A 19,513-nucleotide genomic window follows, 5' to 3' on the forward strand; every position below is an offset into this window, starting at 1 on the left:
TTAACTCATTCCCAGTATAAGGGGTTTTTGCAATACTGAGCTTATGAAGTTCTTTTTCACAGCTTGCGCTTATTAATAGTATAATCGCTATAAATGAAAAAAGTCGTATTACCATAATGTATAAGGATTTGATGAATAATAGCCTCCGTAAAATCTATCCTGAATATTAAGAACTTCAAACCCAGTAACGCTGATTAATTGACGACCAAAAAGTCTAAGATTATGAAACCCATTTTGAATAGGTCCCCTTATATTTCTTTCACTTTGGCTTGTTCCAATACCAACATATTCGTCTGCATTATCACAGTTAATTAATATCTTCATCGGTTCAAATCTATTTCACTCAGCATTCATTCAAATAAAAATAAATACTTTTGCAAAAGTAAAAAATATTGAAAATACTAAAATTAAAATTATAATAGTTAATGGAGTGTTATTTATCTATTAAATTGAGAACTTATATGAACAACGAAAATATGTATAAAAATATTCAATCATTTGTTTTTCTACTAACACTTTTTTTGTCGAATCATTTATTTTCGCAATTGGCAATTGGCGACTGGCGCGAACATTTGCCATACTCTCACGCGAAATGTGTTGCCGAAGCCGACAACAAAATATATTGCTCGACCGATATTGGATTATTCTCTTTCAACAAAAATGATAATTCCGTAGAAAAATATTCAAAAATCTCCGGATTGTCCGATATTGGAATAAATTCTATAAGATACCATCAGGAAAATGAAGTATTGATGATAGCTTATTCCAATACAAATATTGATTTAATCGAAAATAATACTATATATAACATTAGCGATATCAAAAGAAAACCAAATCTTGGAAATAAAACAATAAACAATATTTTGTTTTTGGGAAACATCGCATACCTCTCTTGTGGCTTTGGAATAGTTGTGATCGATCTTGACAAAAAAGAAATAAAGGACACATATTACATTGGAAACAATGGAACAAAAATAAATGTTTTAGATTTGACGTTTGATGGTGCAAATTTGTATGCTGCAACCGAATCTGGGATTTATAAGGCAGACATTAATAATCAGAACCTTGCAAATTATGCCTACTGGCATAAAATAACAAATATCCCAAATGCTAATAGCGAATTTAATTGTTTGGAATATTTTGGAGGGAAAGTATTAATGAATTATCGAAACGAAGCTACTAATGATGATACATTATATGTTTATGATGGACTAAGTTGGGATTATTTTGTACCAGAATATAATAAGCGAATTTATTCTCTTGACGTAAGTTACGATAAATTATTAATTTCATCTACATCGAAATTATTGACTTATAACCAAAATTTCGAAAGAACAAATATGATATATACTTATGGCCATTCAAGTGTAAATCCACATCATGCAATAATTGATAACGAAAACACAATATGGATAGCTGATAATACAATTGGTTTGATAAAAACCAATAACGATTGGAATGCTGAGCCGGCAATATATCCAAATGGGCCTGACAATTCAAAAGTAGTTGACCTTGAAATAGCTGAAGGAGATTTATGGGCTGCCACAGGAGGTAAAAATGGTTCATGGACTAACCTTTGGAACAAAGCCGAAGTTTTTTCTTTCATCGAAAATGAATGGAATACTTACAACAATAATTCTATTTCAAAAATGTCTCAAGCGATTGATATTATTAAAGTGAAAATAGACCCATTAAATAACAAACACCTTTTTGCAGCATCTTGGGGAGGCGGAATATTGGAATTTATGAATGGCGAATTAATTGAAATTTACAACGACTCAAACAGTTCTCTTCAAAATATTATTCCCGGCAGCAAATATGTTAGAGTTGGAGGTTTAGTTTTCGATGATGACAATAATCTTTGGGCAACAAATTCTGAAGTAGCAAATCCAATTTCAGTAAAAAAAGCAAGTGGAACATGGAGTAATGGCGAAAAATGGATAAGCTTTCCATATGGAAATACTGTAGATGCACCCACTCTTAGTGAAATATTAGTTACACAATATGGGCACAAATGGGTAGTTTTAGCCAGAGGATATGGGCTTTTTGCATTTGATAATAATCGTACGATTGAAAATTTTGCAGACGACCAAACCAAACAATTTGATGTAGTAGATGAAAACGGAAAAATAATCTCAAACAATATATTTTCAATTGCTGAAGACCGTGAAGGAACAATTTGGATAGGCACAAATAAAGGAGTTTTAGTGTATTATAATCCAAGTTCGGTATTCGATCAATCCAATTTTTATGCACAAAAAGTAATATTAGAAATTGACGGTAGTGCACAATATCTCCTTGAAACAGAAACAGTTTCGGCTATCGAAATTGATGGAGCAAACAGAAAATGGTTCGGGACCGAAAATGCCGGAGTATTTTTAATGTCGGAAGACGGCACAGAACAAATTCTGAATTTTAATACAGACAATAGCCCACTTTTATCGAACACTATTACAAGCATTGCCATAGATGAAAATTCTGGAGAAGTATTTTTTGGCACTGCGAATGGTATTATTTCGTATAGAGGCACAGCTATTGAGCCAAAAGATAACTTCAACGATATATATGTTTTTCCGAATCCGGTTAGAGAAAATTATTCGGGCGATATTACTGTAAAAGGTGTTGTCGAAAACTCAAATGTAAAAATTACTGACGTTAGTGGAAATTTAGTTTTTGAAACAACAGCTCTTGGAGGTCAGGCAATTTGGAATGGGAATAACTTTTCAGGAGAACGCGTACATACAGGAGTTTATATGGTTTTTTGCTCAAACGAAGACGGCACTCAAACTCATGTTACTAAATTGCTTTTTATAAATTAAAGTTATTTTATGAGATTTTTATAAATTTGCATAATGACTATTAACAATAATATTGAAAGTCTTAGGAGTTTATCACAACTATTCACAACTGCCAATTTTAATAGAATTATTAGAAAAAGGGAATACAATAATACTTTTGCCAGAGTTAACAAGCATATTTCTTATAAAGAAAATATTACTAACTTAGAATTATTTAATAAGATATATAATAAACTTCTATCTTCATATAAAAGCGAATATATTTATAAGAATATCTTAATTAATAAAAAATTAATAAAAAATTATAGCCATAGAAGTACTGCGGCTATTAACGAGCTTAAGATAAACAAATCAATTGCCGATTTTGTGTTACTAAATGGGGAGGTTCAAATCTTTGAAATAAAAACAGAATTGGATAGTCTTGCAAAATTAGAAACACAAATATTTGATTATTTTCATTTTGCCTCTAAAGTTTATATTGTTTCTAGCCCAAAACATATTTCAAAACTAATTAAAAAATATAAAGAAACTGCCGTAGGCATTATAGAATTGACGACTAATAATGCGATAAAAGAAATAAAACCAGCGTATAAAAACACTTCTTTTTTGAAGCATTATACAATATTTAAAATCTTAAGACAGAACGAATATTTAGAAGTTTTAAAAGCATACTCTATTAAAATTCCAGATGTACCTAATACCAAATTGTTTCGTGAATGTTTAAATCTAAGTGAACAAATTAATATTATTGATTTTCAAAAATCAGCAATAAAAATATTAAAAAAAAGAAATATAAAGAATCCTGAATTATTAAAAAGCGAAAAAGCACCAAATTATTTAAAATATATATGCTTTTCATTAGATTTCTCTGAAGCAGAATATGAAGAATTAAATTCATTCCTAAATAAAACAAACTCAAAATGTATTTCCCATACTTAAGAGGTAAACAATTCGAATTAATAGCTCTAAGAGAACTTAGCTCTCTAATGCTTAAATATAGAGATAAGATATCGCCAATAATTGAGCCTATCAAGGAATCTAGCACTTTAAAAAGTACTTTAAAAAAAATGATAGAGAATAATATTAATTTCAATATTATCCTAAATCCAAAAGTTGGCAGCATAGAAAACCCTTTTGATAAAATTGTCAAAATGTTATCTGAACAAATTAATGCTTATTCCAATTTTCAATTGGCAATTATTGTGGACAAAAAAACTGAACAACATATTTCTAATATAATTGAATTTTTAAAAAATATTCAACTCAATAACAATGGAATTACTTTAATACATTATTCCGAAATTGAAAATAATACAATAAATAAATTAGAATCACAATTAGATATTAAATACAATTTAATCTATTTTTCTAAAACTAGCAGAAGATATTATAGAGAATTTAAACTTGACACAAGGGTTAGTTTAGACGATTATTTTAAAAGATTAGCTAAAAATGCAGATTACTTAGATGTTCCGGTTAGTGATTTTTCAGAAGAATACAAATATTATGTAGAAGATGGATTTAAAGGATTTAGTGATTTTTTGACTATTGGAGACAACTATTCCGAATCAGGATTTTTACCAAGAGCTGTTGCTATCCACCTTTCATACATTGATAATAACAAAATTAAAGTACAGCATTTTACATCTGACTCAAATCAAGACTCTTCCGATGTTGGAGGTAAGTTTGCAGAAGCTCTTGAAAAACTTGTAAATTGGTGTAATGCAAATAACATAGATTCAAAAGGTGTAGATATTTTTAAAGGCCTTTATGCAAGTGGTCATTTCCCAGGTTTAGGTAGTGTTAAAAAAATATCCATAATGAATCACATAGAAATAGTTCTTAAAAATATTTAGATATGAATTGTTGCTCTCATTGTTTTACAAGTTCGTATTTAAATAACATAATACAAACTAATAAAGAAAAAGGGAATTGTGATTTTTGTAAAACACAAAATACATATACTTATGCTTCAAAAAAGTTATTAGAATTCTTTAGAAATATCTTAAATTTCTATGAAGCAGATGAAAATTCAACAGTTTCTATTTGGAATTCTATTAAATCTGATTTTCAATTAATAAGTGATAAGGTTATAAAAAGTGAAGAATTACTAAAATCAATTGTTGCTGATGAAATTGATAATTTTCAGGAGCTTTTTAACAATAATGTTTCGTTACAATTGAAAGATCTTATAAATATTAAATCTAGTGAAGTCCACAGTATTTGGGATCGGTTTAAAGATGAAATTAAATTTATAAATCGCTTCCACATAACAAAAGAGAACCATATTGATTTAAATAAATTAAAAATGTTTTTTAAAGATGATGAGGCTTTTACTAAAGAAATTAGTAGAGGGAGAACCTATTTTAGATGTAGAATTTCCGGGAGAACCGGTTTTAGTCATGATGAAATGGGAAATCCTCCAAAAGAACTTACTTCAGGCGGCAGAGCAAATCCAAAAGGAATTTCATATTTGTATTTAACAAATAACTTAGAAACTTCACTTTATGAAACAAGAGCTAGTCTATTTGATTTTGTAACTATTGGAGAATTCAGATTAAAAAAAAATATAAAAATACTAGATTTAAGAAATCCTGATTATGATGTTATCCCTTGGTCTGAAAATGAAATTATAGATGTATATTTGATTTATGCATCATTCATCAAAACTCTACAAAAAGAGATATCATTACCAATAAGAAAAAGAGATAAAGAATTAGATTACTTGCCGACACAATACATATCAGAATTTATAAAATCTTTAGGTTTTGACGGCGTAGAATATCAAAGTTCATTGTATCCAGAAGGTTATAATTTAGCAATTTTCTATCCAGAAAATTTTGAATGTATTAACACGAAAATATATGAGATTAATAATATAAATTTAGAGCATTCTGAATTATCTAAAGAATAACTCACTACTCAAATTTCCAAAATAAATGTTCAAAGCAAAAATTATAGAAAACCCCACATATTATTCGCTAAGGAGAAAATTGCTTATTCTCTCAACTTTTGCAATGATACCACTTGGATTTGTTTCTGTAAGCCAGCATTTTCATTTTATTTATAGTTTGATTATTTTCATAGTTTTCATCGTATTTCTGATATTTTTATACAAAACCAGAATAAAAGTAGAAAAATTAGTTGGCGAAAGGAATATTCAAATCTCCGAACATTCAATTGAAATATTGGGAAAATCTGCTGCCATCGAAAAATCTTTTTCAATTAGAGATGCCGATGAAATAATTGTAAAAGAAAAATATCAGTTTCCGGAAGAAAATATTTCCGAGTTTTATAAAGAAATGAAAGGAGATAATTTGAGCAATTATCTGATTATAAAAACGAATGGTAAAACACACAAATTCGATTTTATAATTGATTCTCATTATATGATTTTGCAGCTAAAGAAAATAATTAATTTCTGGACTGAGCAGGACATTAAAATTACACTTGACTCAAAAAGATAATCATCGACTTTCAAAAAAAAGTATTAGTTTTCGGCCGACAATAAATTTGAAATTATGAAAGATTATAAACGGCATTTAATTACAGCAGCTTTACCATATGCAAACGGGCCTGTTCATATTGGGCATCTTGCAGGAGTATATATTCCGGCCGATATCTACGCAAGATATCTGCGATTGAAAGGAAAGGAAGCAATCTATGTTTGCGGCTCCGACGAACATGGCGTTCCTATTACTATAAAAGCAAGAAACGAAAACAAAACCCCTCAGGAAATCGTTGACCGCTACCATAAAATAAACAAAGAGTCGTTCGAGAAATTCGGAATTTCCTTCGATATTTATTCACGAACAAGCTCCAAAATTCATCATAAAACCTCTGCCGACATTTTCAAAAAACTACATACCGACAACAAGTTTATTGAAAAAACAACAGAGCAATATTTCGACGAAGAAGCAAATCAATTTCTTGCCGATCGCTATATTACCGGAACCTGTCCGCATTGCCAAAACGAAGAAGCATATGGCGACCAATGCGAGAAATGCGGGACATCCTTAAGCCCGAACGATTTAATAAATCCGAAATCGGCAATCAGCGGAAGCAAACCAGTGAAAAAAGAAACAAAGCACTGGTATTTACCTTTAGACCAATATTCCGATTTTCTGGAAAAGTGGATTTTAGAAGACCACAAAGAGTGGAAACCAAATGTTTACGGGCAGTGCAAATCCTGGATTAAAGACATAGGTTTGGAGTCGCGGGCAGTTACACGCGACCTCGATTGGGGAGTTCCTGTGCCTGTGGAAGGTGCCGATGGAAAAGTCCTGTACGTGTGGTTCGATGCTCCGATAGGTTATATTTCGAATACAATTGAGTGGGCTGAAAAAAATGGAAAAGACTGGAAAAAATATTGGCAAGACGACGAAACCAGACTGGTACATTTTATAGGGAAAGACAATATAGTTTTTCATTGCATAATTTTTCCAATAATTTTGAAAAGTCATGGCGATTTTATTCTTACCGATAATGTTCCGGCAAACGAATTTCTGAATCTCGAGGGTGATAAAATTTCCACATCGAAAAACTGGGCAGTCTGGCTACACGAATATCTCGAAGATTTTCAAGACAAAGAAGATGTGCTGCGTTATGTGCTCACAGCAAACGCCCCCGAAACTAAAGACAACGATTTCACCTGGAAAGATTTTCAGGCCAGAAACAACAACGAACTGGTAGCTATTCTTGGAAATTTTGTGAACCGAGCTTTGGTTTTGACTCATAAATATTTTGATGGAATATTGCCTGAAATTTCTGAAATAACTGAATACGACAAAAGCATTCTTCAGGAAATTCCTGCAATAAAAACTAAAGTTGAAGAGAATCTCGAAAATTTCAAAATTCGCGAAGCTTTGAAAGAAGCAATGAGTTTAGCAAGATTGGGGAATAAATATCTTGCCGACACCGAACCATGGAAAATTTTTAAAACAGATGTCGATAGAGTAAAAACTATATTAAATATCTCATTACAAATTTCGGCAAATCTGTCAATGTTGTTAGAACCATTTTTGCCAAAGTCGGCCAAAAAACTTGCAGATTTTCTTGCATTTGAAAAAACCGATTGGGAAAATATTGGAAGCGAAATTCTACTAAGTCCGGGGCATAAAATTAACAAAGCAAAACTACTATTTGCAAAAATTGAAGACAAAGAGGTTGAAGTTCAAATTGAAAAATTGCTTGCCACAAAAAAGCAAAACATTGTGAACAGTTGTGAAGCTAATCCACAAAAAGAATCAATTGCTTACGACGATTTCATGAAAATGGATATTCGCACAGGAACAATTATAAGTGCCGAAAAAGTGAAAAAAACCAAAAAACTTTTGAAACTCGAAGTTGATACCGGCATTGACCGGCGAACAATGATTTCAGGAATAGCCGAATATCACAAACCTGAAGATATTATTGGCAAGCAGGTTAGCATTTTGGTGAATCTTGAAGCAAGAAAAATTCGTGGTGTCGAATCGCAAGGCATGATTCTTATGGCTGAAAATGCTGATGGTGAGCTGGTTTTTGTTTCACCGGCGAAGAATGTTTCGAATGGTTCGGAGGTGAAATAATTATATCAGAAATATTTAGCATATTTATAATTTCTAAATTCTCGGACAGCAATGTATTAAAACTGTTCGATTATTTTCAAACTACAAACATAGGGCTATCTACTGATTTGACATATAAATATCTTCCATTTCTCGTATAATTTCTTCACGGAGCCATATTGAGCGAAAAAGCTTTTTGTCTGATTTTCGATATAAATTGTAGAATTTAAATTTCGAACTAAGTTTTATAGCTTTAATATATGATGAAAAAGCAAGTATGCCACTGAAAGGCAAACATATTATTAAAAATAGGCTTATATTAAAATTCGTCGTAAAGAAAAAAACAATCCAATAAATCAAATAAAAAATCGGAAAAATTATCAAGCCCACCACAAATTTTATTGAACTATGAAACTGATGATCTTTTACATTTTTTATAGCAAGCATTGGAATTTTATATGGCAAATAATTGAATAAAATGCCAAAAATATTTATTGGTAAAAGTAGGATCAAGCTAATAATTTCGAGGGATATTTCGGAAAAACTAAAAATTCGCTTTTCTACAAGCCAGTCTCTAAGGTTCAAAACTTTTAATATTTTTGAATATTCTTGAACCTTTTTGCTATAAACTTTGAAATTCTCCGGCGATTTTTCATAATATATGTCTAAAAGCTCTATAATCTTTTTGTCGGCCGTAAATTTTGATAGCTGATTATTTATTTGGAGATTTAGTTTTTCTCTTATCGAGGAATTGCAAATTTCCATTGAATTTTCATAAGTTTGGTAATATTCATTATTCTGAATGTCAATCATTAGAGGGCGAAGACTTTCGGCAATTTTATCACGAAATTTTAACAATGCCTTCTGTTGATTTTCTAAATAAATATCTTTAAATTCAGTAACCGTGAAAGGAGTACCAAATCTTACATACACAACAGTTCTAAAATTTTCATAGTTGCTATAACAAATTCCAACAGGTAGAATTTTCAGACCCAATTCAAAATCATTTTCCTCTTCAGCCTGAAATGCGATTTTTTGAACGCCTTTTTTTATTGGCAACATTGCTCGCTTATTATTATGGGTTGTTTCAGGAAAAAGCCCTAATGGAATTCCACTTTTTAATATCTTAATAGAATCCTTAAATACGTCTTTATTTTTTTTTAATGAATCTTTTCCATCGCGAATTCTATAAACAGGTCTGATTCGCAGTTTGTTAAGGATTGCTGAAATAAAAGATCTTTTAAAAATGTCGGCTCGTGCTAAAAAATATGGTTGGGTTTTAGAAGTATAAATTACCACAAGCGGGTCCATAAGAGCATTCTGATGATTAGGTGCAAAAATAAAAGCTTCATCTTTTGGGATATTTTCAATATTTTCTGCTACAATTTTTTTGTAGTAAATCCTTAACATTAAAGCTACATACTTACCTATAATGCTATAAAACCAAGACTTTTTCTTCATGTTTCTTAAATTATTTGAAAATAATTTTTATTTCGTAGATTTTCTTTTCAATTTCTTTAAATAATTATCGAAGCATAAATATCATTTCATTTTAGACCAAAAAAACGAAATTAACAATCCGCTTATTATATGCCAAATTCCCCACCAGGCAGCAATAAAAGCTATTCCTCCCATTCCAGCAGGAAATATTTTATTATTAAAAATTAGTACCAAGGCCAATCCCGAATTTTGAATTCCTGTTTCTATGGTAACTGATTTTGTATCAATATTTGGCAAACGAAACAATTTGCTCACTGAGAATCCGGTGAAAAGTGCCAACAAATTATGTATCAACACAATCGGGATTATTAAATAAACATATTTTATGAAATTATCGAAATTTGCAGCAAGTGCACCCACAATAAATCCAATGAAAATAATTATTGATGCAATTTTCACAGTTTTAGTAATACGTTTAGTTATTTTCGGATATCTATTTGCAAACCAGATTCCGCCAATTAATGGAAGACCGAGCAAAATGAAAACAGTCTGAAAAACCTGAAAAATAGGAATTTCCATTGGCTTCTCTAAAGGTAAAAATTTCATGTAAAGCCCACCCCAAAAAACAAAATTAAAGGGAGTTAAAAAACCCGAAAATGTTGTTGCAAAAGCTGTTAAACTAACCGAAAGTGCAATATTTCCTTTTGCCAGCGAACTTATGAAATTTGAAATATTCCCTCCCGGACAAGCTGCTACAAGAATCATCCCAAGAGCAACTGCCGACGATGGTTGAATTAGCCAAACCAGAAGGAAAGTTACAGCAGGCAATAACAAAAATTGAGACAAAATTCCAATAATTGCACTTTTTGGATTTGACAAGATTCGCCTGAAATTTTCAATTTTTATCTCTAAAGCTACGCCAAACATTATAAATGCAATTGTGATATTCATAAATAGCAAACCATCGCTACTGAAATTCAGCACAATACCATCGAGTTCGTTCAGCGAGTTTATGAATGATTCATACATCTGTTAATTGTTAATTGTTAATTGTTAATTGTTAATTGCAATTATCTTCCTGAAACATCCAAAACTTTAGTCGATTTTTTTAAAGTTCTTAGAACAATAAAAATTACAAAACCTGCAATTAGAAAAATCATCCACAAAAAATCGAGATAAAACTTATCATAGATTAAATAGTTTTTTAAAAAGTCGATATAGGCAAAGGAGATTATGGTGGCAAAAAAACCTCCATATTCGCGCTTCAAAACATTTTTTATAGAAAAATTTAAATCGGTTTTATCCCATTTTCTGAATTTTGGAAAAAATGCAGGAGTATTTTCCGACCATTTCTCATATTCTTTGCTAAACTTGCTGCGAACAAACATTTCTTCAGCAAACATAATTCTTTCGTAATATAACCAAAAAAGCAAGATACAAACAGCTATAAACCACCCATTTCCAACATAAATAATAATACCAAGCCACATGAAAAAATTGCCAAGATATAATGGATGCCTAACCACCGAATAAATACCTTTTGTGTTGATTTCGTTTGCAACTTGCTTTTTTGTATTTCTACCCGAAGTTGCTTTTGGAGTGTATCCTACAACTAAAATCCTAATTATAAGACCCAAAACAGAAACTGCATAACATGCCAAAATCCAATAGATATTCGTAAATTCCAAAAATTCTTTTTGCTCTATGAATAAAACTATCGTTGCAAAAACATATAAAAATAGAGGCAAATAACTACGCCTTCTGAAAAGCCAATTCCCCGTTTTGTCAAATTCTTCAATCAACGCCATAACATTTTTATTCTTCTATTAATAAATCACCAATATTAAATAATTTAAAACTTGGTGCAAAGTTTAATTAAAAGAAATGAAAAAAAAATGTTTTGAGTATTAAATAGATTTAATAATTTTGGCGCTTCTTAATGGGGATTTAGCTCAGTTGGCTAGAGCGTTTGACTGGCAGTCAAGAGGTCAGGGGTTCGACTCCCCTAATCTCCACTTTGAAAATCAGACAGTTACATCTATTATTTAATATAACATGTATTTCGTTTACTAACAAAATAACTAACATTTTGATTTTTATTACAGCAAAAAATATTTTGGAGAACGAAAAATAACAAAAAATTCAAACATTAATAATGAACTTAATGAACTACCCCGCAGCAGAGCTACGAGGTATCAAATTGGATTTCTTTTATTTTTTCCGATGCAGAGCATCGGGGTATTAAACCATTTTTGATAATAAAAACATACTTAATATAATGCACCGCTGAATATAATATACTGTTACATATAATAGTGTTTTGATACACTTTCGGTTTATTGACTACCCCCCCTAAAAAGAAGGTATAGTTTCTATCCACACGATTAATGAAATTTCAGAAAAATGACATAAAAAGCATTCTATATATATCTACGAATTTAGATGTCTAATTTTGCGTGTAAATACAGATGACTCCACAATGTTCTACAAATAAACGCCTCTCAAGGAATTTACCCGTCCCCCTATGTTAATCTATATGCTCTCCTCTATTAAAACTACATAAACCTTTCTAAGTACATAGCAAAATTTCAAACTACCATTAGTTCTATAATCAGAACTATGTACAACACCAACTACTCGCTTGGTTTTTCAAACCGCTCATGGTTCTACTTATTGTGCGGTCGTGCTTTTTTATCTTTGGCTTATTTTCAAATTTAAACAAACTATTCCTTTTCTCGCCAAAATGGCGAACAAATGGCGAGAGTTTTCAATATGTATATGTGGCATTGTTCTTTTCTCGCCAAAATGGCGAACAAATGGCGAGTAAATTATTCATTGATAATATATTTTGTGCTACGACCAGATCCTTCAGTTTTAATTAACTCTAAATCAACAAACCTTTTCAATAGTCTTTCAGCTGTTCGATTAGCTAAACCAGAATATTCTACAAACTCATATTTTGAAATGGGTTTATTGCTTCTGAAAATTTCAAACGAGACCAATTCCTTTTTACTTAATTCTTGAATAGTCTCTTTCTTAATTACCTCTTTAACAGATTCTACATTTCTTGGAAAAGTCAATGATAAAAATGGACTTTTGAATGAGTAGTGAGGAATTGGTAAATCAAACTCTTCTTTCATAGATTTAAAGGTTGCCATGCCAAAACCTTTTTCTTCTACATAATGCATTAAACTATACGCATAAGTAAGAATTGGGTTACGACTTAGTGATGGCGCTTCAAACGAATTTAATTCTTCCATTGTAATTGCAGGCAATGGTTTCCCAGGACTATTAACAATAATTTTATTGCCATCAATTTTAAGTTCACATTTGGCAGAAGCATCTTCATAATCTCTGTGTACAAGGGCATTTACAATGGCTTCACGAAGAACACCAGTTGGAAAATCGGCTACATCATTTCTTTTAAAACTACTTGTGTCTTTTGCTAATGGCAAAACTTTATGCAACCATTCTTCAATTAAATCAGGGAGTAAAACTAAAGGTTCGGAAAAATCTTTTGGCTCTACTTTTTTATTGCCATAAATAACGTGAGCTTTTAATACAGCTTGTGGATATTTAGAACGAGGATTGTTTCCAAATAACAAAACACCAAATCCCGTTGGTATAAATTTCTTGCTTTTATCGTTCCATTCCATTGCTCCAAAATCCGATATGTACTCCAAAAATGATTCATCTGTAATTTTGTAAGGCAATTTTGCTACATCAATAAATTTTTGCAAGGCAACATTTGAGAATTTAGAGGCATCATATCTTGCTATTGGCATTTCTAAAGGTGTTCTTAAATCCTCAATTTCTTTTTCTCGTTTTCTCTTTAAGGACTGTTTTAAAAATTGGGCATTTTCTTTTTCAATCACTTTTTGCAAATCCCTGTCGAACATTTTTACCTCAACGCCATTATCTTCCAAGTGCTTAATTCCTTTTCCGTCAACAGAGGGATGTTTATCTTCAATGCCAACAAATACTTTTCTAATACGTGCATTAGTTGTTCGTTTGCAACAAGGTACTTTTGGAGGATTTCTTTCTACACAAGGCTCTAATGTGGTAAACAGAATACAACCTTCCAAATTTTTATCCCCCAATTTACGTTCTAATAAAGTAAATTCTGCATGGTCGCCTTCTCGTAACTGACCTCTATATGCTTTCTCAATTCTGCCATCAGGAAATAAAAGTATAGCTCCCACTTTAGGTGGCACTTTACCATCTGATCTGGGTTCGTGAATGCTTCTGTTCATTTCATCAATGGTCATTTGCATTAACTCTCTGTTGCTATATTTATTATTTATTGGCTTGTACGCACCCTGTCTTTTAAATTCAGCAGTATATTCATTTTTCCATATTTGGTCATATGAACCACCTTTACCTACTGCTTGTTCATTTGACACAATATTATCTTTAATTAATTTCTTTATTAATATTATTAATAAATCGTCATCAATATTAGGTAATATATTAGATTTAATCTTGTGATACATAAACCTTTGATTTCTATTTTCTAATAAAAAATCAATAATTTTGTTTAACTCAATATGGTATTTTGATAAATCAATCATTAGTAAATATTTTCCATTTCATTTTTCAAATATAGCTATTTCATCATAACTAAATCAAAAATCATTTTGTTTTCGAGTTTATAATAATGTCTTCTTTATAGTGCTTCTTACATGCTCAATTACAAGTTTCTTGAACAACTATGCCATCAGAGGTACAACTCAAACTTTCTTTTGCTTAATGAACCGCCAAGTACGAGAATTGTACGCTTAGTTGTGTGAGAGATGCACTGGTGGTTATTTGACCGTCAGCTGCCTACTCGATTAGATTTTGTTGTTTTTCAAATAAATATCTTATATTTGGCAGCTCGTATTCAATCCTATATTTATCTTCAATTATAATATCTGATAAATGTATCCAACCTTTATAACAATCTTTAAAAGTATTAACTATTTCATTATCTAAAAAATTACTTTGTATTGAACTTTTATGCTTATGGAAATGTGACCCATTTTCATTTGTGTAAGCAGTTAAATCAAATCCATAAGATTTTACTTTATATTCTTGAACTAAAATTGTATCTAACAAAAGTAATTCAGGACCCCAACAATCACTGCAAATAACCTTTGCTACTTTTAAATATATACTATCTTGTGAATTAAAGACTTTTCTATCAATGTAATTTTCAAAATAACCATGGTAATTATCTTCATTTTCATATTCTGATAGTAAATCAAAATATTGACCTTCAATAAAAGGTATTATTACTTGGATTGAACTATCAACATCAAATTGAGATATTTCTCCATTAATATTGATTTTTTGCAATTGACCAGATTCATGCCAATAGTAACCATCAATTAATTTTCCTTCTTCATATTCTTCTCTTGATATTAAATAATTCCAATATTTATTATGTTTGTAATATGTTTTTGATATACCATGAAGTTTATTATTCATGTATGAAAAGTCTTTTATTAATCTCTTACTGCTGTAATTGAATTCCAAATATTTACCATTTTTACAACCATTTTTATATTCTGCTCTTATTTTAACAGGACCATTATAATATTCTTCATATGTCCCAGAGAAAGGTTTATTTTCATCTTTTACAAACAACAAACTATCATTATAGTAATATTTAAATGGTGTTTGAGAATACAAACTAATTCCACTTAAAAAAAGTATTATTAAGATTCTTATTTTCATAAAATCTAACGTTCTTAATATAATGGCGTTGTCAATGATTTTTATTTATTGTTGAACTAAACCCAAGCCAGCTAATTCAGTAATAATCTTGTAAAATCATCTTTTTTAATCTCATTAAATATGTAAAGATGGAGAAAAAAAATGAATTTACGGGATACTGGGCTGTTTTTTTAAGACAGGAATAGAAATATTTAAAAAGGATTGGAATGAAGAAAATCAATTAGTAAAGAAAACTGAAAAGTTTTAAGCATGATTTAAAATTTGCAGAAATTGATAAAATTAATTGGTTTACTCCTCCCCAAAAATATCAAACCTAAACCTCTCTATAGGTGATATAGTATGTTCAGTTCTAAATATTGAATCTATTTGATCCATTAAATCTGGCTTTTGCTTTGCAATATTATTTTCTTCAAGGATATCTGTCTCAAGATTATAAAGTTCAATATCCAGATTCCCTTTTTTAATATTCTTACGGATGGCTTTCCAAGGACCCATTCTAAGAGCTTGCTGACCACTATAGCCACTAAACTCCCAATAAAGATGATCATGCTTATTTTGTTTCTGCCCAAGTAGCTCCGGAAGAAAACTTATTCCATCGTTATTATCAGGAGTCATTGTTCCGGCTATCTCTGTAAGTGTTGGCATAATATCCCAGAAAGCAGAAATATGATCACTTTCAAAAGAGTTTTTTATCTCTGCCGGCCATGATACAATCATTGGAACTCTAATTCCTCCTTCATTCAAATATCCTTTATTGGTTTTTGAATCAGTCTTCAGGATACCGGCACTTTCAAACCATTGAACATCAGCATCAATATAGGTAGGGCCATTATCACTGGTAAAAATGATTATGCTGTTTTCATAGATTCCAAGTTCTTTAAGCTTAGTTAGCAATTCGCCAACTTGTTCATCAAGATAGGAAATCATTGCTGCATATGCTGCACGAGGATATCTATGAGGATAGTAAGAGGCATTTATCAATGGATCCTCATCACCAAATTTATCATGATAGTAATCAACCCATCTTTGTGGGGCTTGCAATGGCAGGTGTGGAATCGGACTTGCCCAATACATGAAGAATGGTTCAGACTTGTTTTCTTCTATAAATGAAAGCATCTTTTCCTGCATCACATCAGGAGCGTAAGTTGATAAGCTAAAGTTTGAATAGCTATCCGGACTATTTGGATCAGAACCTTCCGCTAATCCTAAATGCGGTTTAACAGTATCATTACCAAGCAATATTCTATGATCATTTTCCCACAAATGAACCGGGTAATAGGTATGTGCAATCCTCTGGCAGTTGTATCCACAGAAATAATCAAATCTCATCTTGTTAGGGACACTGTTTGAATGCGGAGCACCTAATCCCCATTTCCCAACCATTCCGGTCTTATATCCAGCGTGTTTTAGTAATGTTGCAATAGTAACAGAATCAGGCATTGGATACTGACCTTCAAGAGTTGAGTCATTTATCATAGACCGGTAATTCCATACATCTCCCCTGCTTCCCCACTCGTGATTCCCTCTTATTGACATATGACCAGGATGTAGTCCGGAAAGTAATGAGCATCGTGAAGGAGCACTTACAGCAGATCCTGAATAATGTTGAGTAAACCTTACTCCTTTTTCAGAAAGGGCATCAATATTAGGAGTTTCAATTTTCTCTTGCCCATAACAGCCTAGTTCTCCATATCCCAGGTCATCAGCAAGAATAAGAATGATATTTGGTCTGTCATTGCTTCTTGAATTATTTTCCTGACATCCTGAGAATGTTAATGTTGATAATAAAATTAATGATGTATATCTCCCTGAATTTTTCATGTTTGTTATTTAAGGGATTCTTTCCAGTATTTAAATGAGTGTTTTAGCTGTTCGAAAACTTCCGGATAATCATTAGCCAAGTTTGTAGTCTCTCCCGGATCAGTCTCCAGATCAAACAAAAATTCTCCAAGCTCAACTTCAACCATCTCATACTTAGCATTTCTGTCATCTGTTGAAACAAATAATTTCCACTTTCCGGCTCTTACAGCATATTCATGACCGGTAAACCAATACAAAGTATCGTGGGCAGTTTCAACTTCTTTCCCACTCACAAGGTCTAATAAGCTTATACCATTTATATTTGAAGGGATATTAAGATCAGTTGCCATACATATAGTAGGAAGAATATCCATTCCGGAAACTATGTTATCCAGCACTTGATTTTCTTTCACAACACCAGTATATGAAATGATCATTGGTACTCTTATTCCACCTTCATAAAGCAAGTACTTAGATCCTCTTAATGGATAATTATTCGCATAAATGGGTGTTGAACCACCATTATCGCTGACATAAAAAACAATGGTGTTTTTAAGAATATCATTTGATTCGAGACAATCCATAACACGTCCAATTTCCTTATCCAGATAGTACAATTGACCAAGATAATGTTCTCTGCCTTCAGGATTGTTGGGTTTTCTCCCTTTCTGATACCATTCATAGTACCCTTCCATTGACGGATCCCAGTCGTGGTATCCCTTGAGACCGTTTTCTTTAAGATACTCCTTAGGTAATTGATGGGTGAAATTATGAACTGCATTAAAAGAAAGTTGCAGAAAAAATTTATTGCCTTTGTTCTGCTCAATATATTCACATGCTTTTGTTCCAAACAGTTGGGTGGAGAAAGCAAAAGTATCCAGTTTGCTTGTATTCTCCCAAAGGGCTCCCTGTCTCAGGCTTTGCCCCCAGCTTTCATTTTCTTCTTTTACTTTCAGGAATTTGGATTCTCTTTCATCATTATGGTTAAGATAATGCTTTCTTGGAGATGTGTGCCCAAAATAATAATCGAAACCATGATTTAACGGGAAGCTTCGGTGCGTTGTATCAGAATCATGACTACCATAATGCACTTTCCCTATGTAGGCTGTGTTATATCCATTTGGTTTGAGCAATTCAGGAATTGTTGCGAAAGTTGAATCACCAATTCCAGGTCCACCATACCATTTAGTTCCCCAGCGTTGCTGGTAACATCCGGTTAGTAATCCTCCTCTGGATGGACTACTAATAGGCGAACTTGCATAAGCATTAGTAAATCTCACTCCACTTTTACTAAGCCTGTCAATATTTGGTGTGGAAACGTCATCTGTTAAACCTGCACATGAAAGATCTGCATAACCCTGATCATCAACAACAATTAATAAAACATTTGGAGTATCTGAAGATTCCTTATTTATTTTTATATCATCATTACATCCTCCAATTATGAATGCAGACCCAACACCAGCAACTTTAACAAAACTTTTAAGATTTTTCATTCCAATTATTTAGGATACACAAACCTATATTACTTAGTAATTTAGTAATAGTCTCATAAATTATAAAGATGTAAAGATGAGAAAATATTGAAAATAATCACTACTCAATTTTGAGCCAAACTTTGGAAGACAAACCGAAAATTCCTCCATCCTTCAAAAATTCGATAAATGAAAATTGTATAAGAAAAATCCTATCCAAAATTTCGGCTGACTTGGGTTTAATTCAACAAAAAACAAAAAACTTCTTAGCCCGGCTCAGCAGTTTTACGCTTTTTTTTATATTCTTAAGTATTAGTGGTGGTGGTTGAAAACTTAATTATTCCTCAATATAATGAAGTAATATTCTTTATCTCTTTTTCAAAATAATCTAAGTCATTTTGAGTGAAATCCATATGAGTAACAAAACGAACTAAATGTTTGCCAAAAGGAACACAGGATATATTTTTATCAGCCAAAATATTTACAAAATCTGCAGCTAAAATATTTTCAGGAAATTCAGCAACTACAATGTTTGTTTCTATTGGATATACTTGTTTAATTAAGCTATTTCTCTCAAGTATATTACCTATAGCTTTAGAACTATTCTAAATAATATTTTGTTAACTTTGCAACTTGAAATTTAGTTCGTTGAAAATATTGAAATTACAAAATCCGTAGTACCCGAAAAACGAATCCTATGAACGTAATATGCTCATATGTAGGCAGATATAAA

The 19,513-nt window shown here is 31.4% G+C and carries 14 protein-coding genes and 1 tRNA gene; 7 read left to right on the forward strand and 8 right to left on the reverse strand.

Annotated features, from left to right (window positions below):
• Nucleotides 1-108: 108 nt before the first annotated feature.
• On the reverse strand, nt 109-324 hold the full coding sequence (locus tag HN894_07900; GenBank protein ID MBT7143247.1) for a hypothetical protein: 216 nt from the start codon (nt 322-324) through the stop codon (nt 109-111).
• Nucleotides 325-461: 137 nt separating this feature from the next.
• On the opposite strand from HN894_07900, the gene HN894_07905 reads away from it, so the two are divergent.
• The 6 genes from HN894_07905 to metG are packed head-to-tail and all read left to right on the forward strand — an operon-like array spanning nt 462 to nt 8,368.
• Nucleotides 462-2,819 (forward strand): T9SS type A sorting domain-containing protein, encoded by a 2,358-nt coding sequence (locus HN894_07905; protein ID MBT7143248.1) that lies wholly within the window; start codon nt 462-464, stop codon nt 2,817-2,819.
• A gap of 33 nt (nt 2,820-2,852) precedes the next feature.
• Nucleotides 2,853-3,737 (forward strand): sce7726 family protein, encoded by an 885-nt coding sequence (locus HN894_07910; protein MBT7143249.1) that lies wholly within the window; start codon nt 2,853-2,855, stop codon nt 3,735-3,737.
• On the forward strand, nt 3,719-4,654 hold the full coding sequence (locus HN894_07915) for a sce7725 family protein (protein MBT7143250.1): 936 nt from the start codon (nt 3,719-3,721) through the stop codon (nt 4,652-4,654). Before HN894_07910 ends, HN894_07915 begins: the two co-directional genes overlap by 19 nt.
• A gap of 2 nt (nt 4,655-4,656) precedes the next feature.
• Nucleotides 4,657-5,712: an RES family NAD+ phosphorylase gene (locus tag HN894_07920; GenBank protein ID MBT7143251.1), complete on the forward strand. Its 1,056-nt coding sequence runs from the start codon at nt 4,657-4,659 to the stop codon at nt 5,710-5,712.
• 25 nt (nt 5,713-5,737) lie between these two features.
• Nucleotides 5,738-6,265, forward strand: a complete 528-nt coding sequence (locus HN894_07925) for a hypothetical protein (protein ID MBT7143252.1) — start codon at nt 5,738-5,740, stop codon at nt 6,263-6,265.
• A gap of 54 nt (nt 6,266-6,319) precedes the next feature.
• Nucleotides 6,320-8,368 carry a methionine--tRNA ligase gene (gene metG, locus HN894_07930; GenBank protein ID MBT7143253.1) on the forward strand — a complete coding sequence of 683 codons (2,049 nt, stop codon included), beginning with the start codon at nt 6,320-6,322 and terminating at the stop codon, nt 8,366-8,368.
• A gap of 99 nt (nt 8,369-8,467) precedes the next feature.
• Here the strand turns inward: metG and HN894_07935 are convergent, their stop codons facing one another.
• From HN894_07935 to HN894_07945, 3 genes are all read right to left on the reverse strand, one after another.
• On the reverse strand, nt 8,468-9,808 hold the full coding sequence (locus tag HN894_07935) for a hypothetical protein (protein ID MBT7143254.1): 1,341 nt from the start codon (nt 9,806-9,808) through the stop codon (nt 8,468-8,470).
• Nucleotides 9,809-9,889: 81 nt separating this feature from the next.
• On the reverse strand, nt 9,890-10,816 hold the full coding sequence (locus HN894_07940) for a bile acid:sodium symporter family protein (protein ID MBT7143255.1): 927 nt from the start codon (nt 10,814-10,816) through the stop codon (nt 9,890-9,892).
• 41 nt (nt 10,817-10,857) lie between these two features.
• Nucleotides 10,858-11,595: a DUF1295 domain-containing protein gene (locus HN894_07945; GenBank protein MBT7143256.1), complete on the reverse strand. Its 738-nt coding sequence runs from the start codon at nt 11,593-11,595 to the stop codon at nt 10,858-10,860.
• A gap of 133 nt (nt 11,596-11,728) precedes the next feature.
• Here HN894_07945 and HN894_07950 point away from each other — a divergent pair.
• Nucleotides 11,729-11,802: transfer RNA gene (locus HN894_07950), tRNA-Ala, on the forward strand.
• Between the two features lie 813 nt (nt 11,803-12,615).
• On the opposite strand, the gene HN894_07955 is transcribed toward HN894_07950, so the two are convergent.
• The 4 genes from HN894_07955 to HN894_07970 form a co-directional block, all read right to left on the reverse strand.
• Nucleotides 12,616-14,358, reverse strand: a complete 1,743-nt coding sequence (locus HN894_07955) for a hypothetical protein (protein ID MBT7143257.1) — start codon at nt 14,356-14,358, stop codon at nt 12,616-12,618.
• 253 nt (nt 14,359-14,611) lie between these two features.
• Nucleotides 14,612-15,505 (reverse strand): hypothetical protein, encoded by an 894-nt coding sequence (locus HN894_07960; protein MBT7143258.1) that lies wholly within the window; start codon nt 15,503-15,505, stop codon nt 14,612-14,614.
• A gap of 288 nt (nt 15,506-15,793) precedes the next feature.
• Nucleotides 15,794-17,326: an arylsulfatase gene (locus HN894_07965; GenBank protein ID MBT7143259.1), complete on the reverse strand. Its 1,533-nt coding sequence runs from the start codon at nt 17,324-17,326 to the stop codon at nt 15,794-15,796.
• A 5-nt stretch (nt 17,327-17,331) separates the two neighbouring features.
• The gene (locus HN894_07970) at nt 17,332-18,801 is read right to left on the reverse strand and encodes a sulfatase-like hydrolase/transferase (protein MBT7143260.1); all 1,470 of its coding nucleotides are present in this window, start codon (nt 18,799-18,801) and stop codon (nt 17,332-17,334) included.
• Nucleotides 18,802-19,513: the final 712 nt, after the last annotated feature.

This window comes from Bacteroidota bacterium, from assembly GCA_018692315.1.
Taxonomy (GTDB): domain Bacteria; phylum Bacteroidota; class Bacteroidia; order Bacteroidales; family JABHKC01; genus JABHKC01.

What these genes read in the sequence shown, in the direction of transcription:
- HN894_07900 (MBT7143247.1), bottom strand. Translation starts at nt 324, where the DNA reads ATGAAGATATTAATTAACTGTGATAATGCAGACGAATATGTTGGTATT.
- HN894_07905 (MBT7143248.1), top strand. Translation starts at nt 462, where the DNA reads ATGAACAACGAAAATATGTATAAAAATATTCAATCATTTGTTTTTCTA.
- HN894_07910 (MBT7143249.1), top strand. Translation starts at nt 2,853, where the DNA reads ATGACTATTAACAATAATATTGAAAGTCTTAGGAGTTTATCACAACTA.
- HN894_07915 (MBT7143250.1), top strand. Translation starts at nt 3,719, where the DNA reads ATGTATTTCCCATACTTAAGAGGTAAACAATTCGAATTAATAGCTCTA.
- HN894_07920 (MBT7143251.1), top strand. Translation starts at nt 4,657, where the DNA reads ATGAATTGTTGCTCTCATTGTTTTACAAGTTCGTATTTAAATAACATA.
- HN894_07925 (MBT7143252.1), top strand. Translation starts at nt 5,738, where the DNA reads ATGTTCAAAGCAAAAATTATAGAAAACCCCACATATTATTCGCTAAGG.
- metG (MBT7143253.1), top strand. Translation starts at nt 6,320, where the DNA reads ATGAAAGATTATAAACGGCATTTAATTACAGCAGCTTTACCATATGCA.
- HN894_07935 (MBT7143254.1), bottom strand. Translation starts at nt 9,808, where the DNA reads ATGAAGAAAAAGTCTTGGTTTTATAGCATTATAGGTAAGTATGTAGCT.
- HN894_07940 (MBT7143255.1), bottom strand. Translation starts at nt 10,816, where the DNA reads ATGTATGAATCATTCATAAACTCGCTGAACGAACTCGATGGTATTGTG.
- HN894_07945 (MBT7143256.1), bottom strand. Translation starts at nt 11,595, where the DNA reads ATGGCGTTGATTGAAGAATTTGACAAAACGGGGAATTGGCTTTTCAGA.
- HN894_07955 (MBT7143257.1), bottom strand. Translation starts at nt 14,358, where the DNA reads ATGATTGATTTATCAAAATACCATATTGAGTTAAACAAAATTATTGAT.
- HN894_07960 (MBT7143258.1), bottom strand. Translation starts at nt 15,505, where the DNA reads ATGAAAATAAGAATCTTAATAATACTTTTTTTAAGTGGAATTAGTTTG.
- HN894_07965 (MBT7143259.1), bottom strand. Translation starts at nt 17,326, where the DNA reads ATGAAAAATTCAGGGAGATATACATCATTAATTTTATTATCAACATTA.
- HN894_07970 (MBT7143260.1), bottom strand. Translation starts at nt 18,801, where the DNA reads ATGAAAAATCTTAAAAGTTTTGTTAAAGTTGCTGGTGTTGGGTCTGCA.